The organism is Plantibacter sp. CFBP 8798 (genome assembly GCF_014841195.1).
In the GTDB taxonomy this organism is placed as follows: domain Bacteria; phylum Actinomycetota; class Actinomycetes; order Actinomycetales; family Microbacteriaceae; genus Plantibacter; species Plantibacter auratus.
In genome coordinates this window covers 1-17061 of record NZ_JACYTS010000004.1, presented here as the reverse complement: position 1 = coordinate 17061, position 17061 = coordinate 1, and the positions used below count along the sequence as shown (strand labels likewise).

Below are 17061 nucleotides of genomic sequence, written 5' to 3'. Positions count from 1 at the left end.
GACGATCTGCGGGGCCGCGTCCGTCGGACGAGGGTCGTACTCAGTCTCGGAACGTCTCGATCGACGCTCCGAGGGCGATGAGTCGTTCCTGCAACTGCTCGTACCCGCGAGCGATGATGTCGACGTTCCGGAGCACGCTCGTGCCCTTCGCGGCGAGCATGGCGAGCAGGATGACGACGGCCGGTCGCAGCGCGGGAGGGCAGCTCACCTCGGCGCCGGACCAGTGCGTCGGCCCGGAGACGTCGATGCGGTGCGGGTCGCGCAGGCGGACGTTCGCGCCGAGTCGCGTCAGGTCGGTGAGGTGGATCGCCCTGCCCTCGTACACCCAGTCATGGATGAGCGTGTCGCCCTCGGCGCAGGCCGCGATGACCGCGAAGAACGGGAGGTTGTCGATGTTGAGCCCCGGGAACGGCATGGGGTGGATCTTGTCGATCGGGGCGTGCAGTTTCGAGGGGTGCACGGTGACGTCGACGAGTCGGGTGCGGCCGTTCGCCGCCGCATACTCGGGGGAGCGGGTGTAGCGCAGTCCCATCTCGCCGAGCGTCGCGAGCTCGATCTCCATGAACTCGATCGGCACGCGCGTGACGGTGATCTCCGAGTCGGTGACGATCCCCGCGGTGAGCAGACTCATCGCCTCCACCGGGTCCTCACTCGGCCAGTAGTCCACGTCCTCGTTGATGACGCTGCGGCCGGTGATCCGGAGCGTCGTGCTCCCGATGCCCTCGATGGTGATGCCGAGGAGCTCCAGGTAGAAGCACAGGTCCTGCACCATGTAGTTCGGGCTGGCGTTGCGGATGGTCGTGACGCCGTCGCGCACCGCGGCGGCCATGATGGCGTTCTCGGTCACGGTGTCGCCGCGCTCGGTGAGCACGACGCTCAGCTCCTCGGGTACATCGGGGGCGACGGTGGCCTGGTACCAGCCGGCGGTCGCCTCGATGGACAGGCCGAACGGCCGGAGCGCGATGAGGTGCGGTTCGACGGTGCGGGTCCCGAGGTCGCAACCACCGGCGTAGGGGAGGGCGAAGGTGCCGTAACGGCCGAGCAGCGGACCGAGGAACATGAGCACACTGCGGGTCCGGCGACCGGCGTCCTCGTCGATGCTCTCGAGTGAGAGGTCGTCCGGGACGTGGATCTCGACGTCCTGGCCGTCGGGCGACCAGACCACGGAGACGCCCAGGCTGCGCAGGACGTCGATGATGCGGTCGACCTCGACGATCCGGGCGATGCCGTGCAGCGTGGTGCGGCCGCGGTTCATGAGCGCGGCGCACAGGAGCGCGACCGAGGCGTTCTTGCTCGAACGCACCGCGATGGTCCCGTGCAGCTGTCGGCCGCCCTGGACGCGGAGGTGCGAGTTCTTCTTCTGTTCGCCGAAACTGACGATCTCACTCTCGAGCGCGGTGCTGATCCGGCTCAGGAGGTCGATGCTGATGTTCTGACTGCCCTGCTCGATCCGGTTGATCGCGCTCTGGCTCGTGCCGACGCGTTCCGCCAGCTGGGCCTGGGTGAGTTTGCGTCCCTGACGGGCGCCGCGGATGAGTGCTCCGACCTGCCGGAGCGGTGCCGCAGGGTCCGTTCGTTCAAACGTTGCCGTGTCTTCCATGTCGTCACTCTATCTCAGATATGAGATAGAGCGCCGTTAGGGACGCCCTTGAGATGTCGGAACGGAATCCGAAACCCGCTCCGTGGTGTCAGGCGCGGGCGCGGAGCTCCGGAAGAGGACGGCGTACACCGGGCCTGCGGCGAACCAGATGCCGGTGATCGCGACGAGCTTGATGATCATGCCCCAGATGACATCCTCGTTCGCGAGGGCGAAGGACGCGGGGACGGTCCAGCCGACCATGGCCTGCATCGAGAGGAGCCCGGCGACCGCGATCGCGACGGCGAGGACCACCCGACGCCACTCCGACCAGGCGGCCCGGACGTACGCGGGCCCGGACTTCGGCTTCGGCCGCGGTGCTGGACCGCCGGCGAACCGGTGTGCGAACCAGACGTCCGCCTTCGTGATGAGCGCGTGGCCGAACGCCACCGTGAAGCCCAGGTAGATGGTCGCGAGGAGGTGCGTGACGTTGGGCTCCTCGCCGGACGCGAGGTCGGTCGCGGTCAGGACCAGGAGGACGAGGTCCACGACCGGTACACCGATCAACATGATCGCGCTGACCCGGTGCCGCCGGAGGAGGTAGCGCACCGCGAGTCCGCCGAAGAGGAGGATCCAGAACGCGGCCTCCGCGCCGAGGATGGCCCAGATGAGTGGGCTCGTGCCGAAGAGTTCAGTGAAGCTGTCCATGTTCCGATGGTGTCGCGGCGTGATGCCATGCCACATCGACCGTGCTGCTGATCCTCCGGCGACGGGGTCAGCGGAACTGCGTACGCGGGCTCGTCCCTCCGGCGCTCGCGCCGCGTGGCGCGAGCTGGTGTGATGGAGGTATGGCTGCTCTCGAAGGACCGCGCGCATGGGTGGATCGACACCGCGAGCCGGTCATCACCACGGTGTGCGCGGCCATGGGACTCCTGTTCGCCCTCCTCGGGATCCATGTCCCCTGGGGGACGACCGTGTCGGAACCGCCGCTCCTCCTCACCCTCGTCTTCCTCGCCGCCATCCTGGCGGTGCACCTGCTCCGCCGTCGACGCCCGTTGACCACGCTGGCCGTCGGCGTCCTGATCGCCCTCGCCGAGGCGCTCACCACCGGAGGCAGCGGCCTCGGGATGCTCATCGTCGTGTCCGACCTCGCCTATGCGGCGGCGCTCTACTCGCGGTCCCGGGTCATGGACGTCGCCGCGTTCGCCTGCACCGCGCTCGCCGTCGTGTCCGTCGGTGTCTTCGCGGTGATCTGGTTCACCGACGACGTCGAGGCCGTCACCCGGCTCGGTCGCGGCGTGGTCCTCGGCTCGCTCATCATCGTCCCGGTCATCCTGGCGAGCTCGATCTGGTACGGCAGGATGGTCCGGTACCCCCGTCTCGAGGCCGAACGCCAGCGGGAGCGCGCGGACACGATCGCCCAGGCGGCGGCTGCGCTCCGGCAGGACGCCGTGACCCGTGAACGGCTCGAGCTCAGTCGGGAGCTGCACGACGTCATCGCCGGTCACCTCTCGGCGATCGCGATGCAGTCGGCGGCGGCCCTGGAACGACGCGACGGCACCGACCCGGTGGCGCTGCGGCGCAGCCTCGTACTCGTCCGGACGAGCAGTCTCGACGCGCTCGCCGACATGCGCACCATGATCGACGTGCTCCGCGGTGACCAGTCGGCCGACGACCCGACCCAGGCACCAGACCGACTCACGGCCGAGTCGGTCCGCCGCGCGGTCGAGGTCGCCCGTGCCAACGGACTGGAGGTGGAGGTACTGGCACCGGACGACGCGGCGCTCGCCGAGGTCCCCGCGCAGACCTCGATCGTCGGGCTCCGCACGCTCGTCGAAGGCCTGACGAACACCGCGAAGCACGCACCGGGTGCCTCCGTCCGGGTCGAGGTCTCGCTCCCGCCCGGTGCCCTGTCCGTCACGCTCAGCAACCCGCTGCCGACGGCGACCTCCTCTTCGGTGCTCGCCGGGTCCGGTGGGGTCGGCCTCGTCGGCCTGGCCGAGCGGGCACGTCTGATCGGAGGCGACCTCGTCGCGGGGCCGGACGGTCCGGACTGGCGGACGGCGCTCACCGTGCCGAGCCCCGTGTCACCGATCACCCCCGCGGTCGTCACCGCAGGAGGGGCGTCATGACCATCACGGTCCTCATCGCGGACGACCATGCCGCCGTCAGAGCGGGTCTGGGAGCGCTGCTCGACGAGCCGGACGACATCCTGGTCGTCGCCGAGGCGGCGGACGGGGAGGCCGTCGTCGCGCAAGCCGTGCGACACCGACCGGACGTCGTGTTGCTCGACGTCCAGATGCCGCGTGCGTCCGGGATCGACGCGATCCCGGCCATCCTCGCTGCGGCCACCCCGCCGCCGAGCATCATCATGCTCACGACCTTCGCGCTCGACCGGTACGTCGACGAGGCGCTGGCGGCCGGGGCGAACGCCTTCCTGGTGAAGACGGTCTCCGCTGCCGGCCTCGTCGACGCGATCCGACGAGTGCATGCGGGCGAGGCGGTGCTCGCCCCTGAGGTGACCCGCCGAGTCCTCGAACGTCTCGCCGCGGCCAGACCTCCGGTCGTGCCGGAGCCGGCGCTGCCGCACCCCGGTCTGGCCACACTGACACCGCGGGAGCGTGAGGTCCTCGAGCAGTTGCGCGAGGGGCTGAGCAACGCGGGGATCGCGACCGCGCTCGGGCTGTCCGAGGCGACGGCCCGCACGCACGTGTCCCGGATCCTCGTGAAGCTCGACGCACGGTCGCGGGTCCAGGCCGCGCTCATCGCGGAGCGGGCTGCGCCGGGCGCGGATTCGTCGGCATCCTCGTCGTCGTAGTACGCTCTCGACATGGCACGTTTCCAGGCACAGGGTTCTTCGCGGGCGATCACGCTCCGCGCCCTCCGCCGTCCCGTGTCCGCACGCGCTACCGCAGAGCGACGATAGGCGACCCCGGTGCTCGCACGGTCCAGGTGACCGTGCAGTCGTCCAGGAGTCGCCGCCTCCGCCCCTCGAGCGTCCACTCAATAAGGTAGAGCCATGTCCTTCTCTGTAGCGGTGGCCGGAGCATCCGGCTACGCAGGAGGCGAGCTGCTTCGGCTGCTCGCCGACCACCCCGACTTCGACGTCCGGACGGTGACCGCGCACGCGAACGCCGGTCAACCGCTCGTCGACCACCAGCCACACCTCCGATCACTCCGGCATCTCGTCCTCGAGGCGACGACGCCGGAGGTGCTCGCGGGACACGACGTCGTCTTCCTCGCCCTGCCGCACGGCAAGTCGGGAGAGGTCACGGCATCGCTTGCACCGGAGACGCTCGTCGTCGACTGCGGAGCCGACCACCGGCTCGTCGACGAAGCCGACTGGGACGCCTTCTACGGCGGCGACTACTTCGGCGCCTGGGCCTACGGTGTGCCGGAGCTCCAGACGTCCACCGGTCGGGGGCGCGACGCTCTCGTGGGCACCAAGCGGATCGCCGCTCCTGGATGCAACGCGAGCACCGTCGCCCTGTCCCTCGCGCCCGGCATCGCCGCGGGGGTGATCGAGCCGCTCGACCTCGTCTCCGTGCTCGCCGTCGGGCCGTCCGGCGCGGGGAAGAGCCTGAAGGTCAACCTGCTCGCGAGCGAGGTGCTCGGCACGGCCAATCCGTACGCCGTCGGCGGTACCCACCGGCACATCCCCGAGATCACGCAGAGCCTCCGGGCGGCCGGTGCCGATCGCGCTTCCATCTCGTTCACCCCGGTCATCGTCCCGATGTCGCGCGGCATCCTGGCCACCTCGACGGCACGCATCGTCCCGGGCACCACGGCGGCAGCGGTCCGCGAGGCCTGGGAGACGGCCTACGCCGACGAGCCGTTCGTCCAGGTGCTGCCAGAGGGCTCGTTCCCCCGGACGGCCGACGTCCTCGGCGCCAACACTGCGCTGATCGGACTCGCCGTCGACGAGACGGTGGGACGGGTCGTCGTCGTGACCGCCGTCGACAACCTCGTGAAGGGGACCGCCGGCGCGGCGATCCAATCGGCGAACATCGCGCTCGGGCTCCCCGAGACGACCGGCTTGAGTGTGAATGGAGTGGCACCGTGAGTGTGACAGCAGCAGCAGGGTTCCTCGCGGCGGGCGTCGCCTGCGGCCTCAAGACCTCCGGGGGCCTCGACCTCGCGGTCGTCCAGAACGTCGGTCCGTTGCAGCATGCGGCGACGGTGTTCACCAGCAACCGGTGCAAGGCCAACCCGATCCTCTGGAGCGAGCAGGTCATGCAGGACGGCATCGTCTCGGCGATCGTCCTGAACTCCGGCGGCGCGAACTGCTACACGGGGACGCGCGGTTTCCAGACGACGCACGCGACCGCGGAGGCCGTCGCGGAGCGACTCGCGATCTCGGCCGGCGACGTCCTCGTCTGCTCCACGGGGCTCATCGGCGAACAGCTCGACCTCGACAAGCTGACCGCGGGCGTCTGGGACGCCACCCGCGCGGTCGCCGACGAGGACGGTGCGAGCGAAGCGGCCGGCCTCGCCGCGGCGACCGCGATCATGACGACCGACACGAAGCCGAAGCAGGCCGCGCGGAGCGCGGACGGATGGACCGTCGGCGGCATGGCGAAGGGTGCGGGCATGCTCGCGCCCGGGCTCGCGACGATGCTCGTCGTCATCACGACCGACGCCGTGCTCGAGCCGGCCCAGCTCGACCAGGCGCTCCGCAGCGCGACCCGTGTCACCTTCGACCGCCTCGACTCCGACGGCTGCATGTCCACCAACGACACGGTGTCGCTCCTCGCGTCCGGGTCGAGCGGCGTCACCCCGGAGCTGTCCGCCTTCACCGAGGCGCTGACGGAGGTCTGTCGCGACCTCACCCTGCAGTTGCAGGCCGATGCCGAGGGTGCGGCCCACGACGTCGCGATCGAGGTCGTCGGCGCGGTGTCCGAGGACGACGCGGTCGAGGTCGCCCGCGCGGTCTCCCGCAGCAACCTCTTCAAGGCGGCCATCTTCGGCAACGACCCGAACTGGGGCCGGGTGCTCGCGGCCGTCGGGACCACGGGTGCCGAGTTCGACCCGTACGGGATCGACGTGGCCATGAACGGCGTCCAGGTGTGCACGGCCGGCGAGCCGGATCAGTCGCGCGACCTCGTCGACCTGTCGCCGCGCGCCGTGCACGTGCTCATCGACCTCCACGCCGGTGACACGGGAGCCACCATCTGGACGAACGACCTCACGCACGACTACGTGCACGAGAACAGCGCGTACGCGAGCTGATGATGACCCAGTATCGAGACAACTCTCCCGAGGAGGCGGCGATCAAGGCCGCCACCCTCATCGAGTCGCTTCCCTGGCTGAAGACCTTCCGCGACCAGACGATCGTCGTCAAGTTCGGCGGCAACGCGATGGTGAGCGACGAGCTCGCGCAGGCGTTCGCCGAGGACATGGTCTATCTGCGCTACGCGGGGCTGAAGCCCGTCGTCGTGCACGGTGGTGGCCCGCAGATCTCCGCGATGCTCGAGCGGCTCGACATCCACAGCGAGTTCCGCGGCGGGTACCGGGTCACGACGCCCGAGGCCATGGAGGTCGTCCGGATGGTCCTCACCGGTCAGGTCAACCCCGAGCTCGTGGGGCGGATCAACGAACACGGCCCGCTCGCCGCAGGACTGTCCGGCGAGGACGCGGGCCTGTTCGGCGGGCGTCGTCGCTCGATCGTCGTCGACGGCGAGACCGTGGACATCGGGCTCGTCGGCGACGTCGTCAGCGTCGACCCCACCTCGGTGCAGGCCTACCTCGACGCCGGCAACATCCCGGTGGTCTCCTCGATCGCCCCCGACCTCGACCAGCCCGGCCAGACGCTCAACGTGAACGCCGATGCGGCCGCCGCGGCGCTCGCCGTGGCACTCGGTGCCGCGAAGCTCGTCATCCTGACCGATGTCGCCGGGCTGTACAGCGACTGGCCCAACCGCGACTCGCTCGTCTCGCAGATCACGACGAGTGAGCTCCGAGCCATGCTGCCCACGCTCGAATCGGGCATGATCCCGAAGATGACCGCCTGCCTCGACGCCGTCGACGGCGGGGTCGCCAAGGCCGCCATCATCGACGGCCGCGTACCCCACTCCATCCTGCTCGAGGTGTTCACCCAGAACGGCTCCGGCACCGAGGTCGTCCCGGAGGACTCATGAGCGACTGGAAGAGCCGCGTCGACCGCGACATGATGCGCACGTTCAACACGCCGATCGCCATGCTGACGCGCGGTGAGGGATGCCATGTCTGGGACGCCGAGGGCAACCGCTACCTCGACTTCCTCGCGGGCATCGCGGTGAACGCACTGGGACATGCGCATCCGGCGTTCGTCGGTGCGATCACGCGACAGGCGAGCACGCTGGCGCACGTCTCCAACTACTTCTCGAGTCCGCCGCAGCTCGAGCTCGCGGCCCGACTCAAGCGTCTCGCCGGAGCGGACGAGGGCGGTCGGGTGTACTTCGCGAACTCCGGTGCCGAGGCGAACGAGGCGGCGTTCAAGCTCGCCCGACTCAACCACGGCGACGGATCGCGGACGCGGGTCCTCACCCTGGAGAACTCCTTCCACGGGCGGACCTTCGGCGCGCTCGCCCTGACCGGCAAGCCTGCCCTGCAGGAGGGGTTCCACCCGCTCCCGGGCGGCGTCGAGCACATCCCGACCACGATCGAGGCACTCGAGGCGGCGATCGACGACCGGGTCGCCGCGCTGATCCTCGAACCGATCAAGGGCGAAGCCGGCGTCATCGACCTGCCGGAGGGCTACCTCGCCCGTGCCAGGGCACTCACCGAGGCACACGGCGTGCTGCTCATCATCGACGAGATCCAGACCGGGGCCGGTCGGACGGGGGAGTGGTTCGCGTTCCAGCGGGACGGCATCGTCCCGGACGCGATCACCGTCGCCAAGGGGATCGGCGGTGGCATGCCGATCGGCGCCCTCGTCACCTTCGGCGCCGCCTCTGAGCTGTTCGGACCCGGCCAGCACGGCAGCACCTTCGGTGGCAACCCGCTCGCGACCGCGACGGCGAACGCGGTGCTCGAGGAGATCGAGCACGCCGGTCTCGTGCAGAACGCCGCCGCGCGCGGTGAGCAGTTGCGGGCCGTCATCACCGCCATCGGTTCCCCGCTCGTCGAGGAGGTCCGCGGACACGGGCTGCTCATCGGCATCGGCTTGAGCGCCCCGGTGGCGGCCGAGCTGTCTGCTGCTGCGTTCGACCGTGGGCTCATCATCAACGCCCCGAACGCGACGAGCATCCGGATCGCGCCGCCGCTCATCATCGGCGACGCCGAGATCGACGAGTTCGCCTCCCTCTTCCGCGCGGCGCTCGACGCCGTCCAGGCCTGACCGGCCATCGACCCACACGAACAGGACCACCAGCCATGACCCGTCACTTCCTCCGCGACGACGACCTCAGCCCGGCCGAGCAGGCCGAGATCCTCGACCTCGCCACCGAGCTGAAGCGCGACCGCTGGTCGCGGAAGCCGCTCGATGGCCCGCAGACCGTCGCGGTCATCTTCGACAAGTCCTCGACGCGGACACGCGTCTCCTTCGCCGTGGGGATCGCCGACCTCGGCGGATCACCGCTCATCATCTCGACGGCCAACAGCCAGCTCGGTGGCAAGGAGACGGCCGCAGACACCGCTCGGGTCCTCGAACGTCAGGTCGCGGCGATCGTCTGGCGGACCTACGCCCAGTCCGGTCTCGAGGAGATCTCGGCCGGGACGACCGTGCCCGTCGTCAACGCGCTGTCCGACGACTTCCACCCGTGCCAGCTCCTCGCCGACCTCCTCACGATCCGCGAGCACAAGGGCGAACTCGCCGGTCTGACGATGTCGTTCTTCGGCGACGGAGCCAGCAACATGGCCCACTCCTACCTGTTGGCCGGCGCGACGGCGGGGATGCACGTCCGCATCGCCGCCCCGGCCGAGTTCGCCCCGGCTGCGGACGTCGTCGCCGACGCGGAGCGCATCGCCGCGACGACGGGCGGCTCCGTGCTCGTGACCACCGACCCCGACGCGGCGGCGGCGGATGCCGACGTGATGATCACCGACACCTGGGTGTCGATGGGCAAGGAGGACGAGAAGGCGCAACGCGTCGCCATCTTCGGCGGCTACCGGGTCGACCGCAGGCTCATGGGGCTCGCGGCGTCCGACGCCGTCTTCATGCACTGCCTGCCCGCCGATCGCGGCTTCGAGGTCGAGGCCGAGGTCATCGACGGGGCGCAGAGCATCATCTGGGACGAGGCGGAGAACCGCCTCCACGCGCAGAAGGCCCTGCTCGTGTGGCTGCTCGAGCAGCAGCACGCCGGCTCCGCGGCCTGACCCTTCCCCGGCTGCGGCCGACCGACCAGTCCGGAGCACTCCGGACGCCAGCAGTACAGGAGGCCCATCGTGGCAGATCAGCAGAACCGAGCAGGCGAATCCGGGGCCCTCTGGGGTGGACGCTTCGCGAGTGGACCGTCGCCGGAACTCGCCCGTCTGAGCAAGTCCACACAGTTCGACTGGGTCCTCGCCGCATACGACATCGCGGGCTCGCGTGCCCACGCCAAAGCGCTCGCGTCGGCGGGGTACCTCGACGAGGACGAGCTTCGCGGAATGCTCGCCGCCCTCGACGTCCTGGACGCCGACGTGGCCGACGGGACGTTCGTCGCGGCGGAGAGCGATGAGGATGTCCACTCGGCGCTGGAACGCGGGCTCGTCGAACGGGCCGGCAAGGAACTCGGTGGGAAGCTGCGCGCCGGACGGAGCCGGAACGACCAGATCGCGACGCTCGTGCGGCTCTACCTCATCGATCACGGACGGGTGATCGCCCGCGACGCCATCCACCTGATCGACGCGATCGTCTCCCAGGCCGAAGCACACCCCGACGCGGTGATGCCCGGCCGCACGCACCTGCAGCACGCCCAGCCGGTGCTGCTCGCCCACCAGCTGCTCGCGCACGCCTGGCCGCTCACCCGCGACCTGGAACGGCTCCGCGACTGGCTCGCCCGGGCGAGCGCCTCGCCGTACGGTTCCGGAGCGCTCGCCGGCAGTTCCCTCGGGCTCGACCCGGTGCTCGTCGCGCACGAGCTGGGGCTCGACCGGCCGACCGAGAACTCGATCGACGCGACCGCCAGCCGCGACGTCGTCGCCGAGTTCGCGTTCATCACCTCGCTGATCGGGATCAACCTGTCCCGGTTCGCCGAGGAGATCATCGTCTGGAACACCCGCGAGTTCGGGTTCGTGACCCTCGACGACGCCTACTCGACCGGCTCGAGCATCATGCCGCAGAAGAAGAACCCCGACATCGCCGAACTCGCCCGCGGGAAGTCCGGGCGACTCATCGGGAACCTGACCGGGTTGTTGGCGACGCTGAAGGCGCTGCCGCTCGCGTACAACCGCGACCTGCAGGAGGACAAGGAGCCGGTGTTCGACTCCGTGAACCAGCTCGAGGTGTTGCTGCCGGCGTTCACCGGGATGGTGGCGACGCTCCGCTTCGACACGGCACGGCTGCGTGAGCTCGCACCGGAGGGGTTCTCCCTCGCGACAGATGTCGCCGAGTGGCTCGTCAAGCAGGGTGTGGCCTTCCGTGACGCCCACGAGATCAGCGGCGAGCTCGTGCGGTACTGCGAGGAGCGCGGGCTGGCCCTCGACGAACCGGACGACGCCGCCCTGGCGGGTGTCTCGGAGCACCTCACGCCGGCTGTGCGAAGCGTCCTGACCGTCGACGGCTCGATCGGCAGCCGACTCGGCGCCGGCGGGACGGCGCCGGAGCGGGTCCAGGACCAGCTCGTGACGCTCGTCGGGCGGGTGGGCGCGCTGTCGCAGGCCCTCTCGCTCTAGACGGGGCGGGGTCCGATGACGACGGCCGGTCCGCTGCGGGCGCTGACCTCGAGATCGGCCCTCGAGGTCGCGCCCGCGCTGCTCGGAGCGGTGCTGTCCCACACGACGCCCGAGGGCACCGTGTCGGTCCGCCTCACCGAGGTCGAGGCCTATCTCGGGGTCGGCGAGGATCCCGGATCCCACGCGCACCGCGGTCCGACGCCGCGCACGAGTCCGATGTTCGGTCCGCCCGGTCATCTGTACGCGTACTTCAGCTACGGCATGCACGTCTGCATCAACGTCGTGTGCTCACCGGTCGGCACGGCGTCGGCCGTCCTCCTGCGCGCCGGCGAGGTCGTCGCGGGCCTGGAGCTCGCGCGGATGCGACGCGGTGAACGGGTGCCGGATCGCGACCTGGCCAGAGGACCGGCGCGGCTCACCGTGGCGCTCGGGATCGCGCTCGACCAGTCGGGTGACGACCTCGCCGAGCCGCCCTTCGACCTGCTCCTGCCCGAGCGCCCGCTCGCCTCGGCGACCGGTCCGCGGACGGGCGTCAGCGGGGTCGGTGGGGGAGCCGCCTACCCGTGGCGGTTCGTGCTCCCCGGGGAGACGACCGTCTCGCCCTACCGCCGTTCGCCCAGGGCCGTGGACTGACCCGCCGACTCAGCCTCGTGCGAGCAGCAGGATCGACGCCACCCCGGCAGCCCAGAGGAGGCTGGCGAGCGAGCCGATGATGAACCGCTCGCGCGCCTCGGCCGAGTCGAGTTCGGTGAAGCGTCCGACACCCTTCACCGCGACGATGACCGCGATCGCCTCCGGATAGCCGGAGAACAACGCGGCGACGAGGGCGAGCCGTTCGAGGATCCCGATGGCGGTGCCGCCGCGCAGCACCTCGATGGGACGTCCGACCACCTGTGACGCGCTCGGGTTCCGGTGCTCCACGAGGATGCCGCCGTGGATCCCGGGGGCGACGCTGCCCTTCGTCGCGAGGGCGAGGACGAAGGAGGCGACCGGACCACCGCCGGCGACCGCGACGGCGAGGACGAAGACGCCGAGGATCACGAGTGCCGGACCGGTCGGTGGAACCGAGGGGACGAGCGCGACCAGGAGGGCCCCGATCACCATGAGGGCAGCCGCCGCGACCATGAGACGATCCGCGAGACGCGCGCTCAGCACCCGGGCCAGCAGGAGGAAGACGAGCGCGCTTCCGAGGAGGCCGATGACGGTCGGCCAGGTGATGGGCGTGAGCGTGACGAGGTTCATCGCTCGTCCTTTCGGTCGTCGGGGTGGTGCACGGAGGCGTCCTGGTCGAGCTTCGCCAGGAGGCGGATGAGCGCGGTGGTCGCCGCGGCTTCGGCTCGGACTCCGGCGGCCGCGACCCGGCGACTGACCGAACTCTCGGTGATGCCGAGTCGTGCCGCGGCCTCGGACTGGGTCACGCCGGCCGTGAGCAGGTCGGCGACCTCCCATCCGCCGGCGGTCCTCCGGTCGCGGAGGTGGAGGAGGAGCACGATGAGCGCTTCGACGTCGGCGCCGCCCTGCTGGTCGGCCGCCTGGAGCGCGAACCGGAAGGGCGCCCGCTTGGCCCGCGTGACGGCCTCCCGGGCGGCGTAGAAGGCCTGACCGGTCGCGGCTCGGGTTGAATCGGGGAGCGGACGCCGGACGTCGCCTTGTCCGATGCCCACGCTCCAGCCGCGATCCCGGAGGAGGTCGAGGGCGATGGCGAGCGCGACCTCGGCGTCCTCGGTGGCGAGCTGGAACTCGTCGCCCGCCGTGCGTTCGGCCTGGAGGAGCAGGCTCTCCGAGAACCGGTCGTTGATCGACTCGATGACTCCGGCGGCGCGATCAGGGCCGGTCCGGCTCGCGATCTGATCGACGGTCAGGACGTACACGGCTCTCCTCTCGGCGGTGGGTCGGCTCGATCACCCTAGTCGCAACGTGCAGGTTTTTCCACAACTCTGACGAATGAGAGGAATTCCTGCATGTCACGGTCGCCGCGATCGCGCCGGTGCCGATGCGCCCGATCCGGCAGCCGATGCCGCGCTGATAGCCTTGCAAGCGTGTCGAACCTCGCTCTTCCTGACCAGCGCAACGATCCGACCTTCGAGGACGTCTGGGACGAACTCGTCTGGCGCGGGCTCGTCCACGTGTCGACGGATCAGCAGGAGCTGAAGCGTCTGCTCGGTGGAGCGCCGATCACCTACTACTGCGGGTTCGACCCGACGGCTGCGAGCCTCCACCTGGGCAACCTGGTCCAGCTGCTCGTCATGCGTCGGCTGCAGCTGGCCGGACACCGCCCGCTCGGGCTCGTCGGCGGTTCGACCGGCCTCATCGGCGACCCACGACCGACCGCCGAGCGCACGCTGAACACGCCGGACACCGTCGCCGAGTGGGTGCAGTCGCTCCGCGCGCAGATCGAACGCTTCCTCAGTTTCGAGGGCGACAACGCCGCGCGCATGGTCAACAACCTCGATTGGACCGCGCCGCTCTCCGCGATCGACTTCCTGCGGGAGATCGGCAAGCACTACCGCGTCGGCACGATGCTGAAGAAGGACGCGGTCAGCGCCCGCCTCAACTCGGAGGCGGGGATCAGCTACACCGAGTTCAGTTACCAGATCCTCCAGGGGATGGACTACCTCGAGCTGTACCGCGAATACGGCTGCGTCCTGCAGACCGGCGGGAGCGACCAGTGGGGAAACCTCACGAGCGGCACCGACCTCATCCACCGGGTCGAGCGGGCGACCGTCCACGCGATCGGGACTCCGCTGATCACGAACTCGGACGGCACGAAGTTCGGGAAGAGCGAAGGCAACGCGGTCTGGCTCGACCCGAGCATGACGAGCCCGTACGCGTTCTACCAGTTCTGGGTCAACACCGACGATGCGGACGTCATCGCCCGGCTGAAGGTGTTCACGTTCCTCGATCGGGTGGAGATCGAGCGACTGGCGGCTGCGACCGAGGCGGAACCGTTCAAGCGGGAGGCACAGAAGACCCTCGCCTACGCCGTCACCGCGCTCGTCCACGGCGTCGCCGCGACGGATGCGGCCATCGCCGCGTCGGCCGCGCTCTTCGGTCAGGGCGATCTGGACGCACTCGACGCGGACACGCTGCGGTCGGCCGTCACGGAGCTGCCGAACGCGCGGGTGGCCGCGGAGACGCTCGTCATCCAGGCGCTCGTCGACACGGAGCTGTGCTCGAGCCTCGGTGAGGCTCGACGCGCGGTCGCCCAGGGAGGCGTCTCGGTGAACAACCGCAAGATCGACGACGTCGACGCGACCCTGGACGACCGGTTCCTCACGGGCGGGGTGGCCGTGCTGCGCCGCGGCAAGCGCACTCTCGCCGGGTTGTTCCTCGACGGAGCGCCCGCCTGATCCGCCGACGACGGCATCGCCGTCGTCACCGAACCTGAAGGGGATGCTCCGAGTGCAGCTCTGCGAGGCGTGCGGGACCGAGATCGTCGACCGTCGCGACGGTGTGTGCCCGAGTTGTGGGGCCATGCTGCCGCTGCGCACGGGCGAGCTGTCGACGGTGGAGACCCTGGCCGAGGCCGAGGCGGCAGAGCCGGAGCCGGTGGACGAATCGGCGGACGAGCCCGAGTCGGAGTCGACGGACGACCGGCCCACGCCGGCCGACGACGGCGACCTCGTCGAGACCGATGCACCCCACGTCGAGACCGATGCCCCCGCGGGTGAAGCCGATCGGCTGCCGTCGCCGGACGTCGACACCACTGAGCCCACGCCCGCCAATACCGCGACGTCGATCCCGGCGATCGCCGTGCCGACACCGGTTCCAGATGCTGAGTCCACCAACCCGGCCCCGGCGTCGGCTCTGCATGCGGCGACAGCCGTTGCGGCCGGGCCGGCTTCGGCAAGCGCCGCGGGGGAGGCACCGGGGGAACAGACCGCGACCGCGCCCCGCGCCCTCTGGCACCCTGATTCGTTGCCCACCACGGCCAAGCGGACCCCCTCGCGCCGACGATGGTTCCTCCTCGGCGGACTCGCACTCGCCGTGGTCGCTGCGATCGTCGCGGTCGTGCTCATCGTGGTCGCGGCCGTTCCCCACCGCGTCGAGGGGCTCGCGCTCCTCCGCGACCTCCCGACGAAGCCGACCGTCGGAACATGGGAACTCGCGCATCCGCTGGACGACGAGGTGGCCGCGGGCGACGAGCTCTACCTCAACGGGTACACCGCGAGCCCCAACACTGCGCTGCTCGTGTGGTCGACCGACCGGCCACTGGATCAGACGGCCCTCGACGACGCTCCGGGCGAGACGGTGGTCTCCCTGGTGAACACGGCGAACGGCCACACCCTCTGGGACCGTCGCGTCACCGAGCTCTCTCCGGAGTTCGACCGCTTCGACGCACCGGTGGTCGTCTCCCCACCCGATGCGGCCGCGATCGTGCTGAGTCAGGGCGACCTCATGGTGGCCGTGAGCCGTCGCGACGGGCACGTGGTGTCCACCTCGCAAGAGCACTCGAGTGTCGAGGGGATCGGCTTCGCCGACTTCGCCGCGCCGGCGGCGTTCGTCCCGGGTCTCGAGGGTGACCTGCTCATCTCGTCGACCACGGCCGACGGCACCGGGACGGTCGGCCGCTACCGGTCGACGGACCTGACCGACCCGGTCTGGGAGGTCAGCGGTGACGCCGGCGAGCGGGCGACCACCGCGGGCGACAAGCTCTTCTACGACGGTGCGGTCTACTCGCTCGACGACGGATCGACCATCGACTGGCAGGGCGACCTCTCCTGGTACTACCAGCAGGTGGGCGGCGATCTCGTCGCGATCGACTACTCCGGCAACGACACCACGATCCGCGGGGTGGACGACCGCACCGGCGCCGAGCGCTGGAAGGCGACCGGGGCGCTGCCGGTGGTGCTCGACGCGAGCGGGCTGTTGGTCGTCGCCGATCAGTCGGGGGAGCGGGTCCGTCGCCTCGACCCGCGATCCGGCGAGGTCGAGTGGCGCAGCGGACTGACGAGCACCTGGGACGGCGCCTACACCGTGGGCGACACGATCATGCTCGGTGACGGCGAAGGCGGATACACCGGGGTCGGCGCTCGCGATGGTGAGATCCGATACCAGGAGCAGGACGCCGAGGGCAGCCTCGTCGGATACAGCGATCGGACCCTCCTGCTTACGCTCGACGGCACGCTCGTCGGGATCGACGCGACCACGGGCGAGCGCAGTTGGTCGGTCGACTCCGCCGGAGACGAGTACTCGTTCACCGCCTGGGGCGGGAGCCCACTCGCCGTCGCGACGGCCGTCGCGGCCGGTTCCGGCTCAGCGGCCGTCCTCGGCATCGGTGACGCTGATCGGGACTGAAGCGCGTGGATCCGGGCGACACGCCCGGGATGCAGCGATGATTTGCCAGCCCCTGGCGGTCTGCGTAAAGTAATCACTCGTCACCCCAAAGGTGCGGGAAGCGGAAGAGCTTCCCGGCCTCAAGTGGGACTGATACCCAGCCAAAAGCCGAGCATCTCCACGTGAGTCAAACTCACACTTGAGATCGTCTCACTTCAAGACTAGGTTGGAACTTCCCAGCTCTCGGGTCATCGAAGCGGTGAGGATCAGACGGACTCCGGTCCACTCAGATCAGCTCCTGGTTCGACTTGACAAGAACCGAAGAAGTGGTAAGTTAGAGAAGTTGCCCTGCAGGGCGGTCGTGATGGCCAAAGGCAGGAGCATCCGATCCTTGAGAACTCAACAGCGTGCAC

The 17061-nt window shown here is 70.0% G+C and carries 15 protein-coding genes; 11 read left to right on the top strand and 4 right to left on the bottom strand.

The window, feature by feature from the left end:
• Positions 1-40 precede the first annotated feature (40 nt).
• Positions 41-1600, bottom strand: coding sequence for a helix-turn-helix domain-containing protein (locus IFU30_RS17720; protein WP_192006529.1), 1560 nt, complete (start codon positions 1598-1600; stop codon positions 41-43).
• A 36-nt stretch (positions 1601-1636) separates the two neighbouring features.
• A complete protein-coding gene (locus tag IFU30_RS17715) occupies positions 1637-2284 on the bottom strand; it encodes a hypothetical protein (protein WP_192006527.1) in 648 nt (215 codons plus the stop codon).
• A gap of 140 nt (positions 2285-2424) precedes the next feature.
• Here IFU30_RS17715 and IFU30_RS17710 point away from each other — a divergent pair, with 140 nt between their 5' ends.
• The 9 genes from IFU30_RS17710 to IFU30_RS17670 all read left to right on the top strand — a co-directional run bounded on the left by IFU30_RS17710 (position 2425) and on the right by IFU30_RS17670 (position 12004).
• Positions 2425-3708 carry a sensor histidine kinase gene (locus tag IFU30_RS17710; protein ID WP_192006525.1) on the top strand — a complete coding sequence of 428 codons (1284 nt, stop codon included), beginning with the start codon at positions 2425-2427 and terminating at the stop codon, positions 3706-3708.
• Positions 3705-4394: a response regulator gene (locus IFU30_RS17705; RefSeq protein ID WP_192006523.1), complete on the top strand. Its 690-nt coding sequence runs from the start codon at positions 3705-3707 to the stop codon at positions 4392-4394. The genes IFU30_RS17710 and IFU30_RS17705 overlap by 4 nt, the downstream gene beginning before the upstream one ends.
• A 201-nt stretch (positions 4395-4595) precedes the next feature.
• Positions 4596-5639: an N-acetyl-gamma-glutamyl-phosphate reductase gene (argC, locus tag IFU30_RS17700; RefSeq protein ID WP_192006521.1), complete on the top strand. Its 1044-nt coding sequence runs from the start codon at positions 4596-4598 to the stop codon at positions 5637-5639.
• Complete coding sequence (argJ, locus tag IFU30_RS17695) at positions 5636-6805, top strand: bifunctional glutamate N-acetyltransferase/amino-acid acetyltransferase ArgJ (protein WP_192006519.1); 1170 nt, start codon at positions 5636-5638, stop codon at positions 6803-6805. The genes argC and argJ overlap by 4 nt, the downstream gene beginning before the upstream one ends.
• 2 nt (positions 6806-6807) lie before the next feature.
• Positions 6808-7713, top strand: coding sequence for an acetylglutamate kinase (argB, locus tag IFU30_RS17690; protein WP_079707058.1), 906 nt, complete (start codon positions 6808-6810; stop codon positions 7711-7713).
• Positions 7710-8894 carry an acetylornithine transaminase gene (locus IFU30_RS17685; protein ID WP_192006517.1) on the top strand — a complete coding sequence of 395 codons (1185 nt, stop codon included), beginning with the start codon at positions 7710-7712 and terminating at the stop codon, positions 8892-8894. The genes argB and IFU30_RS17685 overlap by 4 nt, the downstream gene beginning before the upstream one ends.
• A 35-nt stretch (positions 8895-8929) precedes the next feature.
• Positions 8930-9871, top strand: coding sequence for an ornithine carbamoyltransferase (gene argF / locus IFU30_RS17680; RefSeq protein ID WP_192006515.1), 942 nt, complete (start codon positions 8930-8932; stop codon positions 9869-9871).
• A gap of 69 nt (positions 9872-9940) precedes the next feature.
• Positions 9941-11371, top strand: coding sequence for an argininosuccinate lyase (argH, locus tag IFU30_RS17675; RefSeq protein WP_192006513.1), 1431 nt, complete (start codon positions 9941-9943; stop codon positions 11369-11371).
• 15 nt (positions 11372-11386) lie between these two features.
• Positions 11387-12004, top strand: a complete 618-nt coding sequence (locus IFU30_RS17670) for a DNA-3-methyladenine glycosylase (RefSeq protein ID WP_192006511.1) — start codon at positions 11387-11389, stop codon at positions 12002-12004.
• Positions 12005-12013: 9 nt separating this feature from the next.
• Here the strand turns inward: IFU30_RS17670 and IFU30_RS17665 are convergent, their stop codons facing one another.
• Both IFU30_RS17665 and IFU30_RS17660 read right to left on the bottom strand, forming a co-directional pair.
• On the bottom strand, positions 12014-12613 hold the full coding sequence (locus tag IFU30_RS17665) for a hypothetical protein (RefSeq protein ID WP_192006509.1): 600 nt from the start codon (positions 12611-12613) through the stop codon (positions 12014-12016).
• Complete coding sequence (locus IFU30_RS17660) at positions 12610-13242, bottom strand: DNA-binding protein (protein ID WP_192006507.1); 633 nt, start codon at positions 13240-13242, stop codon at positions 12610-12612. Before IFU30_RS17660 ends, IFU30_RS17665 begins: the two co-directional genes overlap by 4 nt.
• Before the next feature lie 168 nt (positions 13243-13410).
• Between IFU30_RS17660 and tyrS the strand changes: the two genes are divergently transcribed.
• A complete protein-coding gene (gene tyrS / locus IFU30_RS17655) occupies positions 13411-14721 on the top strand; it encodes a tyrosine--tRNA ligase (protein WP_274500940.1) in 1311 nt (436 codons plus the stop codon).
• Positions 14722-14764: 43 nt separating this feature from the next.
• Complete coding sequence (locus tag IFU30_RS17650) at positions 14765-16669, top strand: outer membrane protein assembly factor BamB family protein (RefSeq protein ID WP_192006503.1); 1905 nt, start codon at positions 14765-14767, stop codon at positions 16667-16669.
• Positions 16670-17061: the final 392 nt, after the last annotated feature.